Origin of the sequence: Winkia sp. UMB3158, from assembly GCF_030217145.1 — a bacterium.
Lineage (GTDB): Bacteria > Actinomycetota > Actinomycetes > Actinomycetales > Actinomycetaceae > Winkia > Winkia anitrata.
In genome coordinates, this window is record NZ_JASONH010000015.1 from 1 (window position 1) to 1663 (window position 1663).

Annotated in this window: 2 protein-coding genes; both read right to left on the reverse strand. The window is 50.2% G+C overall.

Going from position 1 to position 1663, the window contains the following annotated elements; all coding sequences use genetic code 11:
* On the reverse strand, window positions 1-883 hold an 883-nt coding region (locus tag QP400_RS10435), incomplete at its 3' end, for a hypothetical protein (protein ID WP_285444650.1).
* Window positions 884-1414: 531 nt separating this feature from the next.
* On the reverse strand, window positions 1415-1663 hold a 249-nt coding region (locus QP400_RS10440; RefSeq protein WP_285445149.1), incomplete at its 5' end, for a hypothetical protein.

Below are 1663 nucleotides of genomic sequence, written 5' to 3' on the forward strand. Positions count from 1 at the left end.
CAACAACCTTCGCACCAGCCTTGACCTGATCACCATCCAAAGAAGCCTTGGTCTTGATAACCGGATTCTTCGGCTCAGGTTTAATGCCAGGCTGATCCGGGGGAACCATACGCTGCGCCTGGTTTACCGCAACCTTGCCGTTAGGTAGGGTCGGCGGAACGTAAGTCAGATAGCTTCCTTCAGGCGCCTTGAAATCAATCGCATGATCAAATACGGAAGGTCCACCAGCCATGGCTTTAAAGCCTGTAAGGTCAGTGAACTCTCCGGGGGTGACGCCACTGTAGGTACCAGCCTGAGGTGAAGCCTGCCCGTTCGAGTTGATAACCTCACCGGCAGTTCCCTGCGCAGTCGGGTTACCGAGCAACGCCTGGGCGTACAGGTTGTACTTTTTAGCCTCGTCGTACTTGCCTGCTTTCCAAGAGTTGATCATGTTAGTGATCATCTTGTAAGCCGCATCGTAGCGCTCTTGGCCGTGAGCGGTGTCCTTAGTCGTGTCAGCGATGTTGGCGGGAGTCAACTTCTGCGCAGTTGACTTATCCCAAATCAGATTCTTGGCATCGGCCGGAGTTCGAAGCCCCAGATCAATACACCAAGCGAAACCGATGTTGGACTTCTTATTGGTGACTCCATTGTCGGATCCACCATTACCGCCCCAAATGATATTTCCCTTATCAGCGTAGTAGCCGCTGCCTTGGGGAATATCCGCGAAGTCGTAGTTCGGAGTGAACTCGACCGTCTCTCCGAGCTCATTACCCGCGGCGAGCGCGGATTGAGGCTCGAAGACTGCAGAAAGTCCAGTCAGAGTGACGAGCAGCGAAAACAGGGCTGCGATGACAGCGCCTACTTTCAGCTCCCTCCTCCTGGCTATTCCTTGGTCTTTCATATTCTTCTTCCTTCAGATAGGTAAGAAAATGGAAACATTGTCGGTGCAATGATTCCTGAATTCCTTAGTGCTGGCAAGTGTTTGCCTGGAAGGGAGCTAGACGCATATCCACGAAAGTATAAAATTCATGCGCGTTTCGACACAGATCATTTAATTCTGTCATCTAACACGCCTGCATAAACATTTACAGCTTACCGTTGCGCCTGTTCACAGCGATTCTGAAAGATTATGAAAGTCTGAAAGAATCCCGGTAAAAGGCTGTGCTCAGCGCGAATGACAGCTTTTTAATCTTTACCAGGCGGTAATTAACGCGTGGAGTCAGATGTAAATCGGGTCACTGTTGCATTGGAGTTGATCACTATCGGCTACCACCTGGAACTTAATCTTGTTTTAATGTTAAGTTTTGCAGGCATTTCCACAGCGAACGCTAACCATCTTTACGCTACACAAGTGTTTTAAAAAAGATACTAGTTTGGCCCTGAGAGCCTAGGCTCTCAGGGCCAAACTAGTTAGAGATCGAAGACTTAGCTACTAGTCTTCCTTGCACCTCCTGGCTGCTGCAATAACGCCTACTCCCGCCAATAGCAATGCGGCGGACGCAGCACCGTACCCGAACACCTGAACACCCGTCTTTGCTATGGAAGTGCGGGCAATCGTCCTGACTACCTTGCGGCTATTACCTCGAACATTCTCAGAGATGCGCACGGTAACAGTGTCAATGACATTACCCTCACCATCCTTAACCTTGGCAACAATCTTGTCACCAGGCTTAGCATCAGC